Below are 16,455 nucleotides of genomic sequence, written 5' to 3' on the forward strand. Positions count from 1 at the left end.
AAGCCTGTTCGGTTCGCGTCCGGTTCATTGGAGTCGGGTGTCTCACGAAAACCCGTTCGACAGTATGCCGATGCCGTCGATCTCAACCTCGACGGTAGCGCCCTTCGGGATCGGTCCGGCGCCCACCGAGGTCCCACAGGCGATGAGGTCGCCGGGCTCCAGGGTCATGCCCCGGGAGAGTTCGGCCACCAGCTCGGCGGGTCGGCGCATCATGTCGGCCAGCGGATAGCGCTGCCGCTCGCGCCCATTGACCCGCACTGCGACCTTGAGGGCCTCGGGATCGATGTCGGTGGCGATCACCGGGCCGAATGGTCCGAAGCCGTCGTAGCCTTTGGACCGGGTCCAGTGGGTGAAGCTCGGATCGGCCTTCAGGGCTTCAAGAGCGGTCACGTCGTTCACGCAGGTGTAGCCGAAAATGTGAGCCGCCGCCGCCTCCGGCGTGAGGTCGCGGCCGCGCCGGCCGATCACGATTCCAAGCTCGCCCTCGAAGAGCAACCGACCGCCCCCGTCCGGCGCCGTGACGGTCTGCCCGCTGGCCAGATAACAGCTCGCCGGCTTCACGAAGTAGAGCGGCACCTCGGGCCGGGTGAGGCCCTGCTTCTCGGCCGAAGCGTGGAAGTTGTTCCACAGGGCGATGTATTTCGAGGGCCGGCACGGCAGATCGAGAGTGACCTCGGCGAGCTGCAGCGTCGCACCGGTGGGCGCCGGGTCAGCGAAGAGATCGCCCTCGTGGACGGCGATCGTTTCCCCGTCGAGGCGGCCGAAGCCGCTCTCGCCGTCGTGGATGTAGCGGAGCCACCGGGCCATCTGCATCAGCTCCGGGCAATGAACCGGGCGCGCATCGGCTTCAGCACGAAGAGTGCGAGGAAGCCGGCCAGGAAAGCCATGCCGGAGGCGGCGTAGAACACATTCTGCCACGAACCGGTCTTGGCCTGGATCATGAGAAGGATCGGAAGGAGCAGCGCGGCGGTGCCCTTGGCGGTGTAGAGGAGGCCCGCATTGGCGGCCGCGTTCTTGTCGCCGTAGGTGTCGCTGCAGGTGGCGGGGAACAGGGAGTAGATCTCGCCCCAGGCGAAGAACACGAGGCCGGTGAGCAGCACGAAGGCCATCGGGATGTGCGCGAACATGCCCAGTGCCAGGATGCCGGCGCCCTCGATCATGAAGGCGATCACCATGGTGTTCTCGCGGCCGATCTTGTCGGAGACCCAGCCGAAGAACGGCCGCGTCACACCGTTGAGCACCCGATCGATGGTCAGCGCGAAGGTCAGGGCCGGGAGGGTGATGCCGATGAGCGAGACGTTGACGCCCGCAACCTTGAAGTCCTTGGCGATGGGCGCCAGGGACGCCGCCGCCATCAGGCCGCCGGCCGCCATCATGACGAACATGAGGTACAGGAGCCAGAAGACCGGCGTCCGCACCATCTCGGCGGTGGAGTACTGCCGCCGGGTGACGGTGTTCACGGTCGCGGTGCGGCCGGCGAGCATCCGGTCCTTGAAGGCGGTGCTCGGCGAGACAAGAAGCAAAGCCGCCAGCATGACGATGAGGCCCTGGCCGAGGCCGAACACGAAGAAGGTGTGCTGGTAGCCGGAATCGCGGATCATGTTGGCGATCGGGATCACCGTGAGGGCCGAGCCCGCGCCGAAACCGGCAGCGGTGAGGCCGGCAGCGAAGCCGCGCCGATCAGGAAACCATTTCAGGGCATTGCCGACGCAAGTGCCGTAGACTGCGCCCGCTCCGATGCCGCTGATGGCGGCGGCCGCGTACAGCATGGTCAACGTGTCGGCGTAGGAGTTCATCACCCAGCCGAGCGCGCAGAGGGCGCCGCCGAAGATGGTGACGAGGCGCGGGCCGTACTTGTCCACGAACCAGCCTTCGATCGGAACCAGCCAGGTTTCCATCACCACGAAGATCGTGAAAGCCCACTGGATCGCGGTGCGCTCCCAGCCGAACTTTTGCTGGATCGGATCGACGAACAGCGTCCAGCCGTATTGCAGGTTGGCGATCATCGACATGCACAGCACGCCGAGGAACAGCTGTCCCCAGCGGCCCAGTGGCGGCGCATCCACCTTGGTCGATGACCCCACCCGAGCGGCGTGAGCCTCAGCGGGCGTGATCGACGTCGCTCCCTGGGGAGCAGGCGCAGCACTACGCGCGGTCATAGGCGTCTTCCTCGGCTCAACTCTGGTTTATGGTGTTCGGTTTTATCGGCAGTTATTTTGAATTCAAGGATCTATACCTCGCGTAACCCTCGGGCTCGCCTGCAAAATTTTTGGGTTAAGCATCCAAAAAATTTGAGATGCTGGCGGACACTGGCGCAGCCTCCATCCTTCTCTTGCGGCGCATTAATTCTGTTTGCGACGCAGCAGCGGAAGCCTGTTCCATCATTGGAGAAGGGTCTTGCGTGGGCTTCGGGAGAGGCTTCGAGAATCGTTGGGAATGGGATCCGCGCGGAGCGCTCGCGTGCGCCATCCCTTGGCATTCGGCCGATCCCAGCGGCGGCGGCCCGGTGGATGAGGCCCCGTGGATCGGAGGTGAGATCCGTGGCACCCAAGGGTTACGTGGCGGGGTGATCGCCTCGCCGGGGGAATGCCAGGATGCCGATACGCCACTGGGCCGAGTTGACGACGAACGAGATCCGGAACCGTGACATGGGGCAGGCCATCGCGGTGTTGCCCGTCGCGGCGATCGAGCAGCACGGGCCGCACCTGCCGCTCGCCACCGACACCATCATTGCCGAGGGCTATCTGGCCCATCTCGCCGCCCTCCCGGCGGACGAGCTCGACGTACTGCTGCTGCCGGTTCAGGCCATCGGCAAGTCCGACGAGCACGATGGCTTTGCCGGAACCCTGACCCTGGACACCGGCACCGCCCTGGAGGCCTGGACAAGCATCGGCGATGGGGTGCGGCGTGCCGGCTGCGAAAAACTCGTTCTGGTCACCTCTCACGGGGGCAACAGCGGCCTGATCGATCTGGTGGCCGGGACGTTGCGCGGGCGGCACGGCATGGTGGCGGTGACCACGGCCTGGAGCCGCTTCGGCTATCCCGACGGACTGTTTCCCGAGGCGGAGATCCGCCACGGCATCCATGGCGGCGGCATTGAGACCGCCCTGATGCTGGCGCTACGGCCCGACCTGGTCCGGCGAGACCACATCGCCGATTTTACCCCGCGCACCGTGGCGATGGCGGAAACCTTCACGCATCTGCGCGCCGGTCGCCCCGCGGCCTTTGCCTGGAAGGCACAGGACCTCAACCCGGCCGGTGCCATCGGCGATGCCCGCCTCGGTACGGCGGAGGCTGGCGCTCGCGCCCTCGATCATGGAGCCCGTGCCTTCCTCGAACTCCTGCGCGACGTCGACCGCTTTCGTCTTGCCCAGTGAATCTCGGCCATGACCCGGGGCTCGCCCCTGCGGGCGGTAACCGCGCCGGCTCCCGGCGCGAAGAAGCCTGACATGAGAGGCGCGACATCCCGGATCGCGGAGTTCACCCGATGGCCGGATTTCATTCTGTGGCATTTGCAGTCCTGGCCGGACCCGATCGGCCCGATGGCTCCGCATCGCGGGCCGAGGAGAGGTTTGGCTGGACCGAAGCCCGGCGGCGCCCGGCGGAGGATCATAGAATCCCAGAGCGCATGACTCAGGATCGGACGCTCTCGTCCGCCATGGCGGCGGTGCAGGCCGGCGATGCCGAGGCCTATCGCCGCCTGCTGCACGACTGTCTGCCGGTGATCGCCGGCATGGCGCGGGCGCAGGGGGTCCGACCGGAGGCGGTGGACGACGTGGTGCAGGATGTGCTGCTGACGATCCATCGGGCTCGGGCGACCTATGATCCGGCCCGGCCCTTCCTGCCCTGGCTGCGCGCCATCACACAGCGCCGCGCCATCGACGGGATGCGTCGTGCCGGTCGGCGGTCCCGCGAGATCCATGATCCGGTCGCCTACGAGGCCGAGGCCGACAGCGGGCCTGCCCCCGGCCAGGGCCTGGAGGCGCGGGACCGCGCGCGCATCCTGGCCCGGGCGGTTGCGGGACTCCCGGAAGGGCAGCGGCAGGCGGTGGAGCACCTCGCCCTGAAGGAGCGAAGCCTCGACGAGACGGCGCAGCTGACGGGGCGCAGCAAGGGCGCCCTCAAGGTCAACCTGCACCGGGCCCTGAAGGCCCTGCGCCTGGCCCTCGGACCCGACTCCGCCGATCTGGGCCGACCGAAACCGGATCCCGCCGCTCGGGAGCGAGGAACACACGATGTCTGAGCGCGCCCACACCATCCCGCACGACGTCCTGGTGGACAGCCTCGCGCGAGGCCTGACCCCAGTCCGGCCCCTGCCCGCACCCGCATTCCGAGCGTTCACTTGGTGTGCGGCGGCCCTCGCCCTCGGTCTGGCGCTGATGCCGTTCGCGGATCTCGACGCCCTTCGCACGCGCATGGCGGTTCCGGATCTGCGCTATGCTGCACTCGGCGCCGTGCTGACTGCCGTCGCGGCCGCGCTCGCCGCCTTCCAGACCAGCGTGCCGGGGCGGTCATGGGCCTGGGCGACGCTGCCGCTGGCACCGGCGGCCCTCTGGATCGGCGCGAGCGGACTGGGCTGCCTGCGCGCTTGGGTGGCCCCTGGCACGGGTGCTCCGGACCTGCCCGAAGCCAGCGGATGCCTCGTCTTCCTGCTCACCGTCTCGCTCCCGCTCTCCCTCGGGCTCGTGCTGATGCTGCGACGGGCCTGCCCCTTACGCCCCAATCTCACGGCGGCGCTGGCCGGGCTCTCGGCGGCGGCGGCGGCGGCGGCATTGCTGGTGCCGTTCCATCCCCATGACGCCACGGCGACGGACCTCGCCCTGCATCTCGTGGTCGTCGGCCTCGTCATCGGCGCCAACAGCCTCGCCGGGGGGCGCCTGCTGGCGCGCGGCTGAGCGTCAGGTCCAGGCGAGAAGCACCTCCTCGGTGGTCACGGGATGAACCTGCTGGCCGTAGCGGCGGTGATACATCGTCATCAGGGCATCGTGCGCCTCGTCGCAGGAGCTGCACAGGGCGTCGGTGACGATGAGGACCCGGTAGCCGAGGTCGACGGCGCCGAGCACGCTGGCCAGCACGCAGACCTCGGTTTCACCGCCGGTCATCACCAGGGTGTCGATGCCCCGGGCCTGGAGGCGCGCATCGAGATCGGTGCCGAGCCAGGGCGAATAGACCGTCTTGTCGAGGATTTCGGCCGGCGGGACGAGGCGCGCGAGTTCCGGCACGAGGTCGATCAGCCCCGGTGCGAGATGGTCCCGGGTCATCGAGGCCCAGCGCTGCGAGTACCCGGCCCAGGTTCCTCGCCCTTCGCCGGGGTGCCGCGCCGGGATGAAGCGGGTGAGGATGGTCCGATCCGGATGCGCCTTCACGAGGCGCTCCACCCGCGGCAGCACCCGGACCATCCAGGGGGTGTGCCAGTCCGTTGTCTCCAGGAACATGCGTTGCATGTCGACGCACAGATGCAGGCAGGTCCGCCCCAATGCGCCGGGGCGCGCACGCCATTCGCTCACGATGTCCTCCCCGGCTCCAGCGCCGACACGATTCTGCCCTCTCGGACAACCGTGGCATTCCAGGTCGGTTCGACGAATTTCTCCTGTCCCTCAGGCTAAATCCATCGCGTTGTGCAACAAAATGCACGCGCGAAAAAACTGAACACCTGGTGAATTTTCCGGTTCTTGGGGTATCCGGCGGCCAATGCCTCCGTATGAACCTGCTTCGCATCGCCGTCATCATGACGTGCGAGCTCTCTTTGTTCGAGCATGGCGAGATTACCGCATGTTATACTATGATAAGCGCCTTCAATATCCGGTGAAGGTCGACAGCCCGGACCCGATCTTCGCGCGCATGCTCCAGCAGGCGATCGGCGGCATCGAGGGCGAGATCCGCGTCTGCATGCAGTACTTCTTCCAGGGCTGGGGTGCGCGCGGACCGACGACCAAGTACCGGGACATGCTGCTGAATACCGCCACCGAGGAGATCGGCCACATCGAGATGCTGGCCACCGCCGTGGCGATGAATCTCGAGACCGCACCGACCACGCTGCAGGAGGAGGGCGCGGCCGACGGCGTCGTCGGTGCCGTGATGGGCGGCGGCAACCCCCGTCATACCATTGAGGGCATGCTGCATCGGCACGTGCTGTCAACCGGCATGGCCGCCTACCCGGCCAATTGCGACGGCGTGCCCTTCGACATGAGCCATGTCTACGCCAGCGGAAATCTTGCGGCCGACATGTATTGCAACGTCGCTGCCGAGACGACAGGCCGGGTTCTGGCGGTGCGCCTCTTCAATGCCGCGCATGATGCCGGCATGAAGGACATGCTGCACTTCCTCATCGCGCGCGACACCATGCACCAACAGCAGTGGCTCGCAGTCATCGAGGAACTCGGCGGCGCCGAAGGCAACCTGCCGATCCCGAACAGCTTTCCGCAGAGCAAAGAGCACGAGAAGTTCAACTACAACTTCTTCGCCACCGCCCGCGACGGCTCGCCTCCGCCGGCGGGGCGCTGGACCAGCGGTCCCTCGCTCGACGGCAAGGGCGAGTTCACCGTGGTCCAGAACGAGCCCATGGGCGAAGTGCCGAATCTCGGTCCGGCCCGGCCCGACAGCGGCGCCCAGACCCAGCAGATGTGAGCCCCCGATGGCCTTGGTATACGAGGCCGATCCAGGCCCTGGTATACGATGAAGGTCGTGTCACGGTCGCGCAGTTTCGGCCCCGCGTCGCGTCAGGCGGCGCGGATCGCGGCCGCGACCTCGCCCGGATACTCCTCGTGCGGGCTGAGCGCGCCCGGCACCGAGGCCCGGGCGACCCGGCCGGTGGCGATGAGCGCGTCCATCTCGGCGCCGGAGCGGCGCGGCGCCCGCTCCGGCCGCAGCACCAGGATCGGCGGCAGGCCGGGAGCCTCGAACAGGTCGAGGAAGTCCCGTCGGGACTCGAACGGGTCGAGCCCGCCGGTGACGAAGGCGGCGGTTCCGAAGCGGCCGCCATTCTGGCGGGTGATGACGTGCTTGTCGGCGATGATGCCCGGGGTGACGTGGGCCGGGTCGGCATAGACATGGGCCCGCATCATCCGGCCGATCACGGGCCGGCTGATGTTGATGCGGTAGAGGGCGTCGCCCAGCAGCGGCAGCTCCACCGCCCGGCGCAGGCCGGCGAACAGGCCCTTGCGCTCCGGTCCCATGGCGGTGGGCAGCGGCCCGCGCCAGGTCGGGGCGACGAGGACGAGGCGTTCGAAGCGGTGCGGATGGCGCCGAGCGGCGGCCACGAGGTAACCGGCCGCATGACCGGCGCCGATGCCGAGGGCGTAGGGACCGGGCGCGGCCTCCAGCAGGGCGTCGAGGAAGGCGTGCATCGTGTCCGGGTTCATCGGCACCCGGGCGCGGACATGGTCGCCGAAGCCCGGCCAGTCCGGCACGAGGCAGCGGTGGCTGTGCCCGAGGTCCTTGGCCAGCGCCCGCATCTCGACCCGGGCCGAGATCGACGACAGGGCCGGCAGCAACAGGGCGTCGGGACCGTTGCCGACCACGTCGTAGGGCGTCGGCACGCGGCGCCCGGCGAAGTTCAGCGCGAAGCTGCGGGCGGAATGGGCCGGGTCGATCATCGTACGCCTCTTCCTCGCATGCGGGACGATATCACCGGCCCCAGATGGGGCCTCGCCGACCGCGCCGGCACGCGACCGGGTGACGCCCCGGACCGCGCACCGCGCCGGATCAGGTGCGCAGCAGCTCGTTGATGGCGGTCTTCGAGCGGGTGCCGGCGTCGACGCGCTTGACGATGACGGCGCAGTACAGGCCGGGCCCGGGGCTGCCGTCCGGCAGGTCCTTGCCGGGCGTGGTGCCGGAGACCACCACCGAATAGGGCGGCACCCGGCCGTACATGACCTCGCCGGTGGTGCGGTCGATGATCTTGGTCGAGGCGCCGATATAGACGCCCATGGAGAGGACACTGCCCTCGCCGACGATCACGCCCTCGGCCACCTCGGCGCGGGCGCCGATGAAGCAATTGTCCTCGATGATGACCGGATTGGCCTGGAGCGGCTCGAGCACGCCCGCGATGCCGGCGCCGCCGGAGATGTGGCAGTTCTTGCCGACCTGCGCGCAGGACCCGATGGTGACCCAGGTGTCGACCATGGTGCCCTCGCCCACATGGGCGCCGAGGTTGATGAAGCTCGGCATCAGCACCGCGCCGGGGGCGATGTAGGAGCCGCGACGCACGACGCAGCCGGGCACGGCCCGGAAGCCGGCCTCGCGAAAGTGCTTCTTCTTCCAGCCCTCGAACTTCGAGGGCACCTTGTCCCACCAAGTGGCGCCGTCGGGGCCGCCGTGGATGATCTCCATGTCGTTGAGGCGGAAGGACAGCAGCACCGCCTTCTTGAGCCACTGGTTGACCTGCCAGTCGTCGCCGACCTTCTCGGCGACCCGGGCCTTGCCGGCATCGAGCAGGTTCAGGGCCTCCTCGACGGCCTCGCGCACGGCGCCCTTGGTGCCGGTGTCGATGGTGGCGCGCTCCTCCCAGGCGGTCTCGATGGTGGCGGCGAGGTCGGTGGGGGACGCGGCGTGCGACATGGGGCGGTCTTCCGGGAAGCGGCGTTCGGGACGGGTCCCGTGCTTACAAAAGCCCGTCCGGCCTGTCACCTTCCTGTCGCCGTTCAAGAACGGCGTGTCGCCGTCCAAGAACGGCGTGTCGCCGGCGAAATCCGGCGTGGCCTCATACCCCCGTCGTCATCCCGCCGTCGTCATCCCGCCGTCGTCATCCCGCCGCCGTCATCCCGCCGTCATGGGCTTGGCGCTGGCATGGCCGCAGGCGTCGTAGCGGCGCTCGATGAAGAAGTAGTCCTGCATGGTGGTGTTGAAGTACCGGGCCGAGACCGAGACCTCGCGCTTGACCGGCCGCCCCTCGATCAGGGCGCTGGGCACCCGCTCGATGGTGCAGCACGCGGTCTTGTCCTCCAGATAGGCGAGCTTGCTGGCATAGGACCGGCCGCCGTGATCGCCGTTCTTGACGATGTCGCGGATCATGATGTCGACGTAGGCGTCGTCCGACAGGGTGGCGTTGGTCTCGTAGCAGACCAGCAGGCGGGTGGACTGCTCGTAGATCAGGTAGCCCGCGCCGAGCACCGCCGTGGTGAAGAAGGCGATGCCCGCCGCCCGCGTTCCCCGCCCCATCGGTCGTTCGTCCTGGCGCTCCGCCATCGCCTGTTCCCTTCGCCCGGCGCGGACCCGGGCTCCGACCGAGCACCGGGTCAGGGCGCGCCGTCCTGGGCCGAGGCCGGGGACTCACGCGCGCCGAATCTACGCCGCGCGAGCCTGGACCGGATTCGATGACAAATGGTTTCCGACCCGCGAAATGTCGGCCTGCCCTCCGGATCACAGGAGCTTCTCGGGGTTTCGGAAGCTTCTCGGGGTCTCAGGTGCTTCTTGAGGTCTCAGGTGCTTCTTGGGCGATTGCGGCGTGAGAGCGATGCGGGTTTCGCACGCCGGGTTGTTCGAGCGGGTCGGCCCGACGATCGCCGCCCGGTCGATTGGCGTACGCCCACGCGAAAAATCCCGGCGCGGTCCGAACCACGGGATCGGACGATCCGCGGCGTCGTTCCGGTCCGGCAACCGCGATCGCGGTTGCCGGCAGAGGCAGGTCCGGGGCGTGCGGATCGGGGGCCTCTGTCAGACCGGCGATCCGGCACCGCCCGCCTTCTCAGTCTCCGAAAGCGCGCTCGATGCGGGCGGCGCGATCGGCGCGATGCGCCAGCTGGGCATCGCGGTCGGATTGGACTTGGCGGACATCGGCCGCATGCGCGTATGCCCGGGCGGCGCCAAAATCACCGTTGATCGCAGCAACGTTGGCCGCATGCTGGTCTCTGCGCGCCTGAATCGCCCGGACATTGGAGGAATGAGAGGCATCGCGCGCAAAGAGAGAAGATTGAAGGCTCTCTTGCGCCTGTGCGGGCACCACGAGCCAGAGCGAACCACTGGCGACAAGACCCATTACGGCTGCTTTTACGACGTTCATGACAGCGAATCCTCAACTTGATTGATGATCACCAATGAAACAACAGAATTTTAAGATACTCGACACAGGCCATCAAGCCTTTTGTCGGACCTGGATTTGATAACGATCCTCCTTTGACCGGATATATAGCCTGACGACCGCTTTCGGTTCCGGGCGCAGCGAATTTTTGGTGTCTGCCGGTGTGCCGGAGCACGCGCGCCTCGGCGGCCCCGCTCTTGGATCGGACGATTGGTCCGCCTTGCGGGAGAGACGCAGCGGGCTTCCGCGAACGGGGCATCCGCGATGCTGCCGCCCGGCCGCGAACCCTTCGGCCGGATGGATGACCGGGATAGAAAGAGGGTCAGGGCGTGATGGGGTCGAACCGGTCGCCGAGCCCGACCAGATCGGTCGTGAAGGCCGCGAGATCCTGGCTCAGATCGGCGTGGATGGCCCGGGCCGCGTCGGGAAATTCCTCCAGCACGCGGCGCATCAGCGTGGGGGTGATGCGGATCACTTCGGCGTCACGCGTCGCGTCGGCGTCGCAGGGGCGCTCGCCGCGCTGGAACAGGGCGAGACGCCCGATCAGGCTCGACCGCCCCATGGTGACCGGCTCGGCGCGGGCGCCCCGGGGGGTGAGCGTCAGCGTGCCCGACATCACCACGAAGCCGCCATCGGCGCGCTCGCCCTGGGCGAACAGGCGCTCGCCCGCGCCGAGGCTGCGGCGCTCGGCGGCGAAGGAGAGCAGGCGCAGCGCGTCCCGGGCCATGAACCCGAACAGGGGTGCGGCACTCAGGATCGCGATGTCGTCGTCGAGCCCCACCGGATGTCCCTGCTGTTCTGCGTGGCCGCGCCACGGGATTGCGGGTGGAGCTTAACCGAGACGCCGGCCCGACGATATGGCGCCCGCGCCGCGCCGCCGCCCGGTGTTTCACGGGAAACATCGGACGCCGGCAGCTCCTGCGCGCCGAACCGGAGCAGGCGGTCGCCGCGTCGCCGGGGAACGCCACCGTGCCCCGCCGCTCCCCGCCAGGGCCGCGGATGCCGGTCCGGCCTTCGGTCCGCCGCCCGGGGCGGGAAGGGATTCTCACGCCGGTTCGCGATCGGGGTTAGGTGAATGCGTCGCGGGGGCGCATAGTCGATGCGTCACAGGATGCCCCATGCCCATCATCGAACTCAGAACCGTGTCGGGATTATCGGCCGCGAAGGCCGCCGTCATCGGGGCGACCCGCGCCCTGGAATCGGCCTTTCCGCTCCTCACCGAGGCGGCGATGCAGGACCGTCTCAGCAAGGCGGTGGCGGCCCTGATCCAGGTCGAGGCCGCGGCGGACCTTCAGGGAACGGCCACGGCCGCCTGAGCCGGACGGCGCCGGCCTGATGGAAAACCCGGACGCGACGCTCCCGACACGCCACGCTCCCGACACGCGGACCACGGAACCAGGAATCGGCCATGATCGAGTTTTTTGACCGGGCCGGGCAGGAGGCGGCGTTCTGCCATGACGGGCATGCGCTCTACCTGTGGAATGGGAAGCCGGCGGCCTTCCTCCACGACGACAAGGTCTACGCCTATGACGGGCGCTTCATCGGCTGGGCCGACAGGGGCTGGATCTCGGACGAGACCGGCGCCTGTCTCCTGTTCGAGCACGATGCGGTCGGAGGGCCGGACAAACCCAGGCGCCAGACGAAGACGACGCCGGGACCCCGAGGGGCCAAGCCGGCACGCGGGGAACCCGGGCCGACGCCGCCCGGGCGGTTCTCCGCCGCCACGTGGTCGGACCGTGTCTTCGCCGACCTGATCTGAGGGTCCGGCAATCCGCGCCCGCGCCTCAGTCCCAGTCTTGGCTGTCCAGCGTGCAGGCTCCCTGGGCGAGGTCCGCGATGGCGGACATCGCGGCGTCGAGGGAGGGATGCTCGCGCTTCACGCCCTTCAAAAGGCCGGACGCCTCCGGCCGGATCTGAAATCCAATCGCGCCCGGCGACGTCGTGACGGTGCCGAGACGTCGCCCCAGGCGATCCGCCAGGACCCAGGCACTTCCCGAAGAGCCCGTCGGCGTGAGGACCACGTCCATGGCAGCCTGACCTCCCGTGAGGATCGCACCTTGCGTGCGAAACCCTTCCTAGCACGGTTCCGGCCGGGGCGCGGGGCGAAGCGCAGATGCCGCCCCCCCTTGCCAGATCGCCGCGGGCGCCGTGGTGGGCCTGGCTCGGCGGCTGCCTCAGCGTGCTGCTGATCCTGGCCCAGCTCTACGCCTCGCCCGCCATCGGGCCGCGACCTTCCGGGGAATCATCGTGCCCGGGAATCATCGTGACCGTGGGCGTCGTCCCCTCGATCGGGCTCGACCAGTTCGGCTGGGTCGGCCTTCCGGTGCATCCGGCGAGCCTGTGGCGGGTGGCCGGCGCGGGCTTCATGATCCTCGGAGTCGCCCTGGTGGCGCTGTTCTGAATTCCGGGTCTGCGACGCGGGCCAGACCGCTCAGCCGTAATCGGCCTCCGGGATCACCGCGCTGAACGGCACCGTGAGCACGAGACGGGCCTCCACATCCTCGATCTCAAAGACGCAGACCGACCAGTCGCGGATAAAATCCGTCCGCGTCCGGGTGATCATGTCGTGGGCGATCGCCAGGGCGCGCGCCCGCACGGCGGCGAGATCCGGCCAGTCCTCGCCCTCGGGGTCGACGGCCAGACCCTGCGGCCCCGGGCGGTGACGCAGGTTGAAGTAGTAATGCGGCATGGTCTCAGGCCTCCTCGATGAGGCGCGCGTACTCGGCTTCCGTGATGCCGTAGCCGTCGTCGGCCAGGGCGACGAGCCCGTCCCGGTCCAGCACGCGGATGCGCCCGCGCTGGGCCTTGATGAGGCGGTTGCCCTCCAGCGTCTGCACCGCCTAGCGTCGCGCCCGGACGCTGGACGCCGAGCATCAGCGCCAGGAACTCGTGGGTGATCGGAATCTCGTCGCCGTCCACGCGGTCGTGCCCCATCAGCAGCCAGCGGGCGAGGCGCACGTCGAGGGTATAGGCGGCGTTGGCGTAGGCGATCTGACGGGCCTGGGTCAGCGTGGTGTGGAGGTAGCGCAGCAGCAGCCGGCGCAGGGTCGGACTGTCCGCGACGGCCGCGCTGAACGGGGCCCGCCCGATGGCCAGCACCATGCCGGGACCCTGCACGAACTCGTGGTAGGACGCCCAACCGCCGTCGAGCAGCACCTGGGGCGCGCCCACCAGCCCTTCGCGCCCGGTCATCCCGACCTCGATGCGATTGCCGGCGACGTCGGCCATGACGGAGACGTAGCCGGTCTCAGGAAAGTAGAGTTCGGTGACCGGCTCGTTCGGGTGGATCAGGCTCTGGCGCAGGGTGGTCGGCATCGGCCGGAGATGCGGCTGGAGCCGGGCGAAATCGTCTGCCGACAGGCGCTGCAGCAGACGGTTGCGGATCGTGGCGTGTTGGGGCGGCGACATCGAGGGGCTTGGCATCCATGCAGCGGGACCGGGGCAGGCGAGAGCCTGCGCGGGCTCCTGGAGCGCCTGCGCACCATTATGCGGCAGACGATGGACAGAGTATCGATAGGTTCCGTCCCGACCACAACCCGGATTGTCGCTGTGTTCACTACCCGACATAGGAGAAGTGTCGGGTACAACACGATAATATCTTCAGGAGCAACATTGCTCTGCTGGGCAGGTTAGACTTTTGTCTAATGCCTGTTCATTGCCGGCCTGCTGAAGAGCCGCTGGCCTGTCGGGAGCCAGCCTCGATGCCTGCCCTTCGCCAGAGCGACGCCGCACCTGCAATCCCGAACCTGCCTATCCCGAACCTGCCTATCCCGGATCTGCCTATCCCGGATCTGGACCAACGGTCGGGGTGCAACGCCCTGGTGCGCCGGTTCCAGGGCCTAGCAGCGCTGACCGCCTCCGATGTCGCGGCCCTGGAGCGGATCAGCGCCCAGCTGCGCCTGCTCGGGCCGCAGGTCGATCTCCGGCCCGACGACGCCGTGCCGGAGGCCGCCTTCGTGGTGCTGGAGGGTTTCGCCTGCCGCTACACGCAGCGCGCCGGCGGGCGGCGGCAGATCATGGCCTACCTGCTGCCCGGCGACCTCTGCGACGTGGATGCGCCCGATCCCGGCCCCAGGACTTCAGGCTCCATGAACCACGCGGTCGGCACCCTGGCCACCTCCCGGGTGGCGCGCATCCCGCGCCCGGCGCTGACGGACCTGATCCGGTGTCATCCCACCCTCGGGCAGGCCCTGCGCGCGGCTCGGCTGTCCGAACAGGCCATCACCCGCGAGTGGATCGTCAATCTCGGCTGCCGCTCGGCCCTGGAGCGGATGGACCACCTGTTCTGCGAAGTGATGGCCCGCTTCGAGGCGGTGGGACTGGTGCAGGACGGCGCCTGCCCCCTGCCCCTCACCCAGTCGGATCTGGGCGACACCCTGGGCCTCTCGAACGTGCACGTGAACCGGACCCTGCAGGACTTGCGGCGGCAGGGCCTGGTGGAACTCCGGGGCCGGAGCCTGCGGCTGCTCAAGCCCCGGCACCTCCGGGATATCGCCGAATTCAGCCCGGGCTACCTCCTGGCTGCCACCGGGACGGACGGGCCGCGCCTCAGCGCAGACCGCCGCTGGCGGTGATCTCCTCGCCGGTCACCCAGCGGGCGTCGTCGGAGGCCAGGAAGGCGACGATGTCGGCGATGTCGTCCGGACGGCCCGCCCGGCCGAGCGGGGTCTGGGCGACGAAGCCGGCCTCCATCTCCGAGCCGACGATGCCGGCGGTGTGGGTGCCCTCGGTCACCACGTAGCCGGGGCTGACCACGTTGACCCGGATCCGGCGCGGGGCCAGCTCGTTGGCCAGCACGTGCGAGATCGCGTTCACCGCGCCCTTGGTGCCGGTATAGACCGCCGTGGTCGGCGTGTGCACGCTGGTCACCGCCGACGAGATGGTGACGATGCTGCCGCCCTCCCCGAGATGCGCCGCCGCCGCTTGGCTCGCCAGCAGGACGCCGAGCACGTTGACGTCGAAGACGCGGCGGTACTGGGCCTCGGTCACCTCGCCGATCGGGGCGAATTCGTAGATCCCCGAATTGTTGACCAGCACGTCGAGCCGGCCGAATTCCCGGATCGCCGCCGCGATCAGGGCGTGGGCCTGCTCGGTCTTCGACACGTCGGCCTGCACCGCCACCGCCCGGCCGCCATCGGCCACGATCGCCGCCACCACCGCGTCGGCATCCGCCCGGCTCGAAGCGTAGTTGACCACCACGGCCGCGCCGTTCCGCGCCAGCGCCTTGGCGATCCCGGCCCCGATGCCCTTCGACGCGCCGGTCACCACCGCGACCTTGCCATCCAGCTTCGACATCTGTGCTAACCTTCGACCTGGGCCGGCGCCGGATTGGCGCCTGAACTCCCATAGTTCGGAATTTCGGTACTAATGGTGCGACAATCAAGCCTCCAGTCGGTTGAAAGATGAGGCCCCTGGTGCATCCGGCGATGGCGGACGTGCGGCCGGAGGCGATCCTCCACGCCCTGTCGGACCCGGTCCGCGCCGCGATCTTCGCCCGCATCCTGCGGACCGGTTGCGTCGAGGCCTGTTCGGCGGTCTCGGCCTTGGGCGACCGGGTCATCCCGAAATCGTCCCTGTCCAGCCACTTCAAGGTGCTGCGCGAGGCCGGTCTGATCCGCAGCGAACGTCACGGCGTGGAGATGCGCAACCACTCGCGCTGGGACGAGGTGCAGGCACGCTTTCCCGGCCTGCTGCCGGCGATCATCAATGCCTATGCGGCGGAGAGCGGGACGGAGGCCGGGACGGCAACCGCCGCCGGTGGCGACCCGTCCGGGCCGGAGGCCCAGGGCGCGATGTGATGGCCGGGATCGTCGGCTTCCGACTCAACCCCATCGCTTGGTTCGCCATAGACGCTTCCAAAAAACGGTCATTCGTCAGCCGTCCGGCAACTTTGGGTCGGGATGGGTTTAGGACAGTCCTCTTGCCGTTATATCCTGCAAACGAATCCGGAGGTGGGGGATGGACGTAGTTGTGAGGCGTGCCACCGCCGACGACGTTGGGGCCCTGGCGAGACTGAACCAAATCGTTCAGGCCTTACACGTTAGCGCTGAACCTGCCGCGTTCAGGGCGGATTCCAGCGATGCCGAAATGCAGAGCTTTTTTGCGAATCTCGTCATTGCCGATAAGACGTTCGTTTTAATTGCTGAGTTGGCCGGACTTCCTGTAGGATATGCTTGGTTCGAGATACAAGACCGTCCACCAACTCCATTTACGAATGCCAGGCTTCGCATCTACATACATCACGTTGTAGTCTGTGAAAACTCACGTAAACTAGGCGTGGGATCATCCTTGCTCGACGCTGCCGAAGCTGAGGCTCAGGTGCGCGGTATCAAGGACGTTGTGCTAGGGTCTGGACTCGATCAGCACCAGAAGGCGATGACGGCAGCGAGTGCGACGGCCGAGGCGTAGTTTCGGGCCAGCTTGTCGTAGCGGGTGGC

Annotated in this window: 22 protein-coding genes; 10 read left to right on the forward strand and 12 right to left on the reverse strand. The window is 68.3% G+C overall.

Annotated features, from left to right (window positions below; all coding sequences use genetic code 11):
* Positions 1–42 precede the first annotated feature (42 nt).
* Complete coding sequence (locus tag ASF60_RS07120; protein WP_056182681.1) at positions 43–807, reverse strand: fumarylacetoacetate hydrolase family protein; 765 nt, start codon at positions 805–807, stop codon at positions 43–45.
* A 5-nt stretch (positions 808–812) separates the two neighbouring features.
* Positions 813–2,159 carry an oxalate/formate MFS antiporter gene (gene oxlT, locus ASF60_RS07125; protein ID WP_082507802.1) on the reverse strand — a complete coding sequence of 449 codons (1,347 nt, stop codon included), beginning with the start codon at positions 2,157–2,159 and terminating at the stop codon, positions 813–815.
* A 435-nt stretch (positions 2,160–2,594) separates the two neighbouring features.
* Between oxlT and ASF60_RS07130 the strand changes: the two genes are divergently transcribed.
* From ASF60_RS07130 to ASF60_RS07140, 3 genes are all read left to right on the forward strand, one after another.
* Positions 2,595–3,377 (forward strand): creatininase family protein, encoded by a 783-nt coding sequence (locus tag ASF60_RS07130; RefSeq protein ID WP_056182599.1) that lies wholly within the window; start codon positions 2,595–2,597, stop codon positions 3,375–3,377.
* A gap of 251 nt (positions 3,378–3,628) precedes the next feature.
* Positions 3,629–4,243, forward strand: a complete 615-nt coding sequence (locus tag ASF60_RS07135; RefSeq protein ID WP_056182602.1) for an RNA polymerase sigma factor — start codon at positions 3,629–3,631, stop codon at positions 4,241–4,243.
* Positions 4,236–4,895, forward strand: coding sequence for an NrsF family protein (locus ASF60_RS07140; RefSeq protein ID WP_056182605.1), 660 nt, complete (start codon positions 4,236–4,238; stop codon positions 4,893–4,895). The genes ASF60_RS07135 and ASF60_RS07140 overlap by 8 nt, the downstream gene beginning before the upstream one ends.
* 3 nt (positions 4,896–4,898) lie before the next feature.
* On the opposite strand, the gene ASF60_RS07145 is transcribed toward ASF60_RS07140, so the two are convergent.
* Positions 4,899–5,510, reverse strand: a complete 612-nt coding sequence (locus tag ASF60_RS07145; RefSeq protein ID WP_443136739.1) for a cysteine hydrolase family protein — start codon at positions 5,508–5,510, stop codon at positions 4,899–4,901.
* A gap of 262 nt (positions 5,511–5,772) precedes the next feature.
* Here ASF60_RS07145 and ASF60_RS07150 point away from each other — a divergent pair, with 262 nt between their 5' ends.
* Entirely contained in the window at positions 5,773–6,627 is an 855-nt protein-coding gene (locus ASF60_RS07150) for a manganese catalase family protein (RefSeq protein ID WP_056182609.1), read from the forward strand.
* A 92-nt stretch (positions 6,628–6,719) separates the two neighbouring features.
* Here the strand turns inward: ASF60_RS07150 and ASF60_RS07155 are convergent, their stop codons facing one another.
* The 5 genes from ASF60_RS07155 to ASF60_RS07175 form a co-directional block, all read right to left on the reverse strand.
* Positions 6,720–7,595, reverse strand: coding sequence for an alpha/beta fold hydrolase (locus tag ASF60_RS07155; RefSeq protein ID WP_082504099.1), 876 nt, complete (start codon positions 7,593–7,595; stop codon positions 6,720–6,722).
* Positions 7,596–7,704: 109 nt separating this feature from the next.
* Positions 7,705–8,559, reverse strand: coding sequence for a 2,3,4,5-tetrahydropyridine-2,6-dicarboxylate N-succinyltransferase (gene dapD / locus ASF60_RS07160; protein WP_056182614.1), 855 nt, complete (start codon positions 8,557–8,559; stop codon positions 7,705–7,707).
* A gap of 198 nt (positions 8,560–8,757) precedes the next feature.
* The gene (locus ASF60_RS07165) at positions 8,758–9,186 is read right to left on the reverse strand and encodes a hypothetical protein (protein ID WP_056182617.1); all 429 of its coding nucleotides are present in this window, start codon (positions 9,184–9,186) and stop codon (positions 8,758–8,760) included.
* Between the two features lie 499 nt (positions 9,187–9,685).
* Positions 9,686–10,000, reverse strand: coding sequence for a hypothetical protein (locus ASF60_RS07170; RefSeq protein WP_156633923.1), 315 nt, complete (start codon positions 9,998–10,000; stop codon positions 9,686–9,688).
* Positions 10,001–10,340: 340 nt separating this feature from the next.
* Positions 10,341–10,799, reverse strand: a complete 459-nt coding sequence (locus ASF60_RS07175) for a cyclic nucleotide-binding domain-containing protein (RefSeq protein WP_056182625.1) — start codon at positions 10,797–10,799, stop codon at positions 10,341–10,343.
* 337 nt (positions 10,800–11,136) lie between these two features.
* Here ASF60_RS07175 and ASF60_RS07180 point away from each other — a divergent pair, with 337 nt between their 5' ends.
* Both ASF60_RS07180 and ASF60_RS07185 read left to right on the forward strand, forming a co-directional pair.
* On the forward strand, positions 11,137–11,334 hold the full coding sequence (locus tag ASF60_RS07180) for a hypothetical protein (RefSeq protein ID WP_056182628.1): 198 nt from the start codon (positions 11,137–11,139) through the stop codon (positions 11,332–11,334).
* Between the two features lie 92 nt (positions 11,335–11,426).
* On the forward strand, positions 11,427–11,777 hold the full coding sequence (locus ASF60_RS07185; RefSeq protein ID WP_056182631.1) for a 4-fold beta flower protein: 351 nt from the start codon (positions 11,427–11,429) through the stop codon (positions 11,775–11,777).
* 25 nt (positions 11,778–11,802) lie between these two features.
* On the opposite strand, the gene ASF60_RS07190 is transcribed toward ASF60_RS07185, so the two are convergent.
* Complete coding sequence (locus tag ASF60_RS07190) at positions 11,803–12,045, reverse strand: hypothetical protein (RefSeq protein WP_056182634.1); 243 nt, start codon at positions 12,043–12,045, stop codon at positions 11,803–11,805.
* Between the two features lie 86 nt (positions 12,046–12,131).
* Here ASF60_RS07190 and ASF60_RS07195 point away from each other — a divergent pair, with 86 nt between their 5' ends.
* Positions 12,132–12,419, forward strand: a complete 288-nt coding sequence (locus ASF60_RS07195; protein ID WP_082507803.1) for a DMT family transporter — start codon at positions 12,132–12,134, stop codon at positions 12,417–12,419.
* 30 nt (positions 12,420–12,449) lie between these two features.
* On the opposite strand, the gene ASF60_RS26075 is transcribed toward ASF60_RS07195, so the two are convergent.
* Together ASF60_RS26075 and ASF60_RS07205 are read right to left on the reverse strand one after the other, a co-directional pair.
* On the reverse strand, positions 12,450–12,686 hold the full coding sequence (locus ASF60_RS26075; RefSeq protein WP_443136740.1) for a DUF6894 family protein: 237 nt from the start codon (positions 12,684–12,686) through the stop codon (positions 12,450–12,452).
* Positions 12,578–13,426 carry a Crp/Fnr family transcriptional regulator gene (locus tag ASF60_RS07205; RefSeq protein ID WP_338011497.1) on the reverse strand — a complete coding sequence of 283 codons (849 nt, stop codon included), beginning with the start codon at positions 13,424–13,426 and terminating at the stop codon, positions 12,578–12,580. Before ASF60_RS07205 ends, ASF60_RS26075 begins: the two co-directional genes overlap by 109 nt.
* A gap of 293 nt (positions 13,427–13,719) precedes the next feature.
* Between ASF60_RS07205 and ASF60_RS07210 the strand changes: the two genes are divergently transcribed.
* The gene (locus tag ASF60_RS07210) at positions 13,720–14,592 is read left to right on the forward strand and encodes a Crp/Fnr family transcriptional regulator (RefSeq protein WP_162241299.1); all 873 of its coding nucleotides are present in this window, start codon (positions 13,720–13,722) and stop codon (positions 14,590–14,592) included.
* Here the strand turns inward: ASF60_RS07210 and ASF60_RS07215 are convergent.
* Positions 14,567–15,313, reverse strand: a complete 747-nt coding sequence (locus tag ASF60_RS07215; protein ID WP_056182642.1) for a glucose 1-dehydrogenase — start codon at positions 15,311–15,313, stop codon at positions 14,567–14,569. The genes ASF60_RS07210 and ASF60_RS07215 overlap by 26 nt on opposite strands.
* Positions 15,314–15,420: 107 nt before the next feature.
* On the opposite strand from ASF60_RS07215, the gene ASF60_RS07220 reads away from it, so the two are divergent.
* A complete protein-coding gene (locus ASF60_RS07220) occupies positions 15,421–15,816 on the forward strand; it encodes an ArsR/SmtB family transcription factor (protein ID WP_056182645.1) in 396 nt (131 codons plus the stop codon).
* Between the two features lie 160 nt (positions 15,817–15,976).
* A complete protein-coding gene (locus ASF60_RS26000; protein WP_082507804.1) occupies positions 15,977–16,426 on the forward strand; it encodes a GNAT family N-acetyltransferase in 450 nt (149 codons plus the stop codon).
* Positions 16,427–16,455 lie beyond the last annotated feature (29 nt).

The sequence above is a fragment of the Methylobacterium sp. Leaf113 genome, assembly GCF_001423325.1.
In the GTDB taxonomy this organism is placed as follows: domain Bacteria; phylum Pseudomonadota; class Alphaproteobacteria; order Rhizobiales; family Beijerinckiaceae; genus Methylobacterium.

Bases quoted from the DNA above. Each gene is read 5' to 3' on its own strand.
- ASF60_RS07120 (WP_056182681.1), bottom strand. From the start codon at position 807: ATGGCCCGGTGGCTCCGCTACATCCACGACGGCGAGAGCGGCTTCGGC.
- oxlT (WP_082507802.1), bottom strand. From the start codon at position 2,159: ATGACCGCGCGTAGTGCTGCGCCTGCTCCCCAGGGAGCGACGTCGATC.
- ASF60_RS07130 (WP_056182599.1), top strand. From the start codon at position 2,595: ATGCCGATACGCCACTGGGCCGAGTTGACGACGAACGAGATCCGGAAC.
- ASF60_RS07135 (WP_056182602.1), top strand. From the start codon at position 3,629: ATGACTCAGGATCGGACGCTCTCGTCCGCCATGGCGGCGGTGCAGGCC.
- ASF60_RS07140 (WP_056182605.1), top strand. From the start codon at position 4,236: ATGTCTGAGCGCGCCCACACCATCCCGCACGACGTCCTGGTGGACAGC.
- ASF60_RS07150 (WP_056182609.1), top strand. From the start codon at position 5,773: ATGTTATACTATGATAAGCGCCTTCAATATCCGGTGAAGGTCGACAGC.
- ASF60_RS07155 (WP_082504099.1), bottom strand. From the start codon at position 7,595: ATGATCGACCCGGCCCATTCCGCCCGCAGCTTCGCGCTGAACTTCGCC.
- dapD (WP_056182614.1), bottom strand. From the start codon at position 8,559: ATGTCGCACGCCGCGTCCCCCACCGACCTCGCCGCCACCATCGAGACC.
- ASF60_RS07165 (WP_056182617.1), bottom strand. From the start codon at position 9,186: ATGGCGGAGCGCCAGGACGAACGACCGATGGGGCGGGGAACGCGGGCG.
- ASF60_RS07170 (WP_156633923.1), bottom strand. From the start codon at position 10,000: ATGAACGTCGTAAAAGCAGCCGTAATGGGTCTTGTCGCCAGTGGTTCG.
- ASF60_RS07180 (WP_056182628.1), top strand. From the start codon at position 11,137: ATGCCCATCATCGAACTCAGAACCGTGTCGGGATTATCGGCCGCGAAG.
- ASF60_RS07185 (WP_056182631.1), top strand. From the start codon at position 11,427: ATGATCGAGTTTTTTGACCGGGCCGGGCAGGAGGCGGCGTTCTGCCAT.
- ASF60_RS07190 (WP_056182634.1), bottom strand. From the start codon at position 12,045: ATGGACGTGGTCCTCACGCCGACGGGCTCTTCGGGAAGTGCCTGGGTC.
- ASF60_RS07195 (WP_082507803.1), top strand. From the start codon at position 12,132: ATGCCGCCCCCCCTTGCCAGATCGCCGCGGGCGCCGTGGTGGGCCTGG.
- ASF60_RS07205 (WP_338011497.1), bottom strand. From the start codon at position 13,426: ATGTCGCCGCCCCAACACGCCACGATCCGCAACCGTCTGCTGCAGCGC.
- ASF60_RS07210 (WP_162241299.1), top strand. From the start codon at position 13,720: ATGCCTGCCCTTCGCCAGAGCGACGCCGCACCTGCAATCCCGAACCTG.
- ASF60_RS07215 (WP_056182642.1), bottom strand. From the start codon at position 15,313: ATGTCGAAGCTGGATGGCAAGGTCGCGGTGGTGACCGGCGCGTCGAAG.
- ASF60_RS07220 (WP_056182645.1), top strand. From the start codon at position 15,421: ATGAGGCCCCTGGTGCATCCGGCGATGGCGGACGTGCGGCCGGAGGCG.
- ASF60_RS26000 (WP_082507804.1), top strand. From the start codon at position 15,977: ATGGACGTAGTTGTGAGGCGTGCCACCGCCGACGACGTTGGGGCCCTG.